The organism is Streptodolium elevatio (assembly GCF_040649515.1).
GTDB classification, from domain to species: Bacteria; Actinomycetota; Actinomycetes; order Streptomycetales; family Streptomycetaceae; genus Yinghuangia; species Yinghuangia elevatio.
Window position 1 is genome coordinate 1 of the sequence record NZ_JBEZFP010000274.1, and the last position, 2,830, is coordinate 2,830.

The 2,830-nt window shown below is 71.1% G+C and carries 4 protein-coding genes; 2 read left to right on the forward strand and 2 right to left on the reverse strand.

Going from position 1 to position 2,830, the window contains the following annotated elements; all coding sequences use genetic code 11:
• Nucleotides 1-164 precede the first annotated feature (164 nt).
• Entirely contained in the window at nt 165-413 is a 249-nt protein-coding gene (locus tag AB0C36_RS42955) for a chaplin (protein ID WP_358365204.1), read from the reverse strand.
• Between the two features lie 493 nt (nt 414-906).
• On the opposite strand from AB0C36_RS42955, the gene AB0C36_RS42960 reads away from it, so the two are divergent.
• Nucleotides 907-1,482 (forward strand): RNA polymerase sigma factor, encoded by a 576-nt coding sequence (locus AB0C36_RS42960; RefSeq protein ID WP_358365207.1) that lies wholly within the window; start codon nt 907-909, stop codon nt 1,480-1,482.
• The gene (locus AB0C36_RS42965; protein WP_358365211.1) at nt 1,479-2,132 is read left to right on the forward strand and encodes a hypothetical protein; all 654 of its coding nucleotides are present in this window, start codon (nt 1,479-1,481) and stop codon (nt 2,130-2,132) included. Before AB0C36_RS42960 ends, AB0C36_RS42965 begins: the two co-directional genes overlap by 4 nt.
• Before the next feature lie 77 nt (nt 2,133-2,209).
• On the opposite strand, the gene AB0C36_RS42970 is transcribed toward AB0C36_RS42965, so the two are convergent.
• Nucleotides 2,210-2,806, reverse strand: a complete 597-nt coding sequence (locus tag AB0C36_RS42970; protein WP_358365214.1) for a DUF7691 family protein — start codon at nt 2,804-2,806, stop codon at nt 2,210-2,212.
• Nucleotides 2,807-2,830 lie beyond the last annotated feature (24 nt).

The window sequence follows — 2,830 nt, forward strand, 5'->3', positions numbered from 1 at the left end:
GCCGTTCGTCCAGCCACCAGTCGCCGCCGGCGTGTCGCGGCGATGGCATCGCCGCGGGGCTCGAACGGACATGGAGGAACTGCCGGCAGGACGGCGCCCCCGCTTCGACCGGCTTGGTCAGCCGACGTTTTCAGGTGCGGGGACGACCGTCGTCCGCCGTTCGGTCAGTGACCGTCGACGTTCGCGCAGAAGTTGCCGAACGCCGGGTTCAGGACACCGATGACGTTGACGCTGTTGCCGCACACGTTCACCGGAACGTGCACCGGAACCTGCGCCAGGTTGCCGGAGATGACGCCCGGCGAGCCGACGGCCGCGCCGTCCGCGTCCGCCTCGGCGTTGGCCGCACCGGCACCGGCCATGATCAGGGCGGCGCTGCCCGCCACCAGGATCGAAGCCTTCTTGAACGTGTCCACGTGGTTCTCCGTTCCACCCTCAACACCGCGGGTTCGCGGCGCTTACCCCTCTCAACGAACCTGCGCCGAACGGGCAACCGGTGGATGCCGATCATCACCCGAAAGCGGTGCGGGCAGGTCCGGATGCCGCAGGTCCCGGGCCTGCGGCACGGGCGCGTACGGGACGTCGGGCCGCGGTGCCGGGCGGGTGCGGCCGGCGTACGCCCGGGGGTTTGCGCGGGATCTCCCGGTCCGGGGCAAACCGGCGGAAGGACGGTCGGAGCCCCCGGATGATCACGTTCCGGATGTCTTTGCCAAAAGACATCGGACGAAGAGACCCTCCGGCTCGTCTGTCTGTTCGAGGGCCACCAAGCCCTCCGCCCGGCGGCGACCCGGCTTTTCCCCGAGCCGCGGACCGGTTCCGGTGCGACACAGCCGATGACGAAGAGGTCATCTTGTCCCGTATGTCCCTGACTTGGCCGCCCGGTGCGGCCTCGGCGAACGGCGGTCCGCGATGACGACCCCGACGCCCAAGCGCATGGTCGACGACGACCTCGCGCGCACGCTTCCCACCGACTTCCGGGCGTTCCACGAGCTGTTCCGCGTCGAGATGGTGAAGTACACGTTCGGCTGCGTCGGTTCGCTCGCGGACGCCGAGGAGATCGTCGACGACGCGATGGACCGGCTGCGCGAGAACTGGCAGACCGGCGTGCTGCGGGCGGACAGCCCGCGGCGCTACGCGTACCGGGTGCTCCAGAACCGGATCACCGACCACTGGCGGCGCCCGCGCGTGCGTCGCGAACTGCCCACGGATTTCAGCGACCCCGACCACGCGCCCGTGGTGGTGCACCACGACCCGGACGCCGCGGTCATGGTTGACCTGTGGCGGGCCATCCGCGAACTCCCGCCCCGGCAGCGGGACTCCCTCGTCCTGCGCTCGCTCATGGGCATGGAGGTGGCGGACATCGCCGACCGCCTGGGCATCACGGTGTCCACGGTGCGCGGGCATCTGCACGAGGCGCGCAAGAAACTGGCCGCGGAATTCCTGCACGGCGCCGTCGATGACGACGACAAGGACGCATCATCATGACCCGACTCGACGACCTCCTCTACAAGGCCAAATGCGAACTCAACGCCGTGGTCGACGGATACGACCTCGACGCCGCGACGCGACGGCTGGCCAGCCGGTCGATCTGGCACGAACTCACGGACGCCGTGGGCGTCCCGCCCGCCGGGGCCGTCGTACCGCCCTCCGACGACGTGCAGCCCGACGGCATCGGCACCGCCGCGCAGGACCTGGAGGCGCTGTGCCGGCGTACCGTCCGCAGCGCCGATTCCGGGGAGTTGCTGCACGGGTTCATCTCGGACTTCCATCCGGGCGGCGCCCGGGTGTTCGCCTGCCTGCTGTACCTCACCGGCCGCAGTGACGGCGCCGTCTTCTGGTGGCATTTCGCGGCCGGAGCGGAGGACGTCACGTCGATGCGCTGCCTGACGCTGCACCACATGGTGGACGGGCACACCGAGATCGCCTGGATCTGGTCCGAACGGGCCAGGGCCGCCGGTGTCTCGGCCGCGTCGTGCCCGGTCCCGGGGCTCCCCGGCGGCGCCGATCCGAGCACCCTGGTCGCCAAGGCGGAGCGCAAGATCCGGGAACTCCACGACCCGCAGCTGGAGCCGAGCCCGGGGCCCATCTATCTGCCCGAACCGGCGCTCGCGGACGACCTCGAACCCGCCCGCTGACCGGATCGACTCCGTGCCCGCCGCGCACCCCGCGCGGCGGGCACCGCCGCGTCCGCCGCCATTGGCCACGCGCCAGGTCAGGACATGAATCCCACGACGCCGCGGCCCTCGTGGGCCCGCGCCTCACGCAACCAGTCGGCGCACTCCTCGATCGCCTCGCGCACCTCGGGGTCGAGGTCGGCCAACTGCTCCTCGGTCACCGCCTCGTACTGGGTGAGCGCGGCCGCGCAGTCCTGCGGCGACCAGACGCCGTGGCCCGGCAGGTCGGTCTGCGGCAGCGGCGACGGCAGCCCGTAGCCGAACTCCGAGACCTGGACCGCGTCGACGCCGATCGACTTCAGCCCCTCGTCGACGCGCGCGAGCCAGCCGAACCGGAACGGCGAGAAGCTGTTGCCCACGACCCTGCGGCCGTGGAACGCGCAGATCATCCGGTACGCGTAGCCGTACTGGAACGTGTGCGTGGCGCCGAACGGACCGCCGTCCACGACCGCGGTCAGCGCCTCGTACAGGGTCGGCGCGCCCGCCTCGATCTCGCTCGCGAAGTACTCGTCGTCGTGGGCCATGTCGCGCTTGAACCGGCCGCCGATCGCCCGGCGGGTACGCACGTCGCCGGATCCGATCACGGCGCGGGGCAGGGCGGGGTCGACGATGAAGAGGCTCAGAGAAAGGCTCATGGCGCCCAACCTATCGACCGCGCA

Coding starts and splice junctions, on each gene's coding strand:
- AB0C36_RS42960 (WP_358365207.1), top strand. CDS start 907: ATGACGACCCCGACGCCCAAGCGCATGGTCGACGACGACCTCGCGCGC.
- AB0C36_RS42970 (WP_358365214.1), bottom strand. CDS start 2,806: ATGAGCCTTTCTCTGAGCCTCTTCATCGTCGACCCCGCCCTGCCCCGC.
- AB0C36_RS42965 (WP_358365211.1), top strand. CDS start 1,479: ATGACCCGACTCGACGACCTCCTCTACAAGGCCAAATGCGAACTCAAC.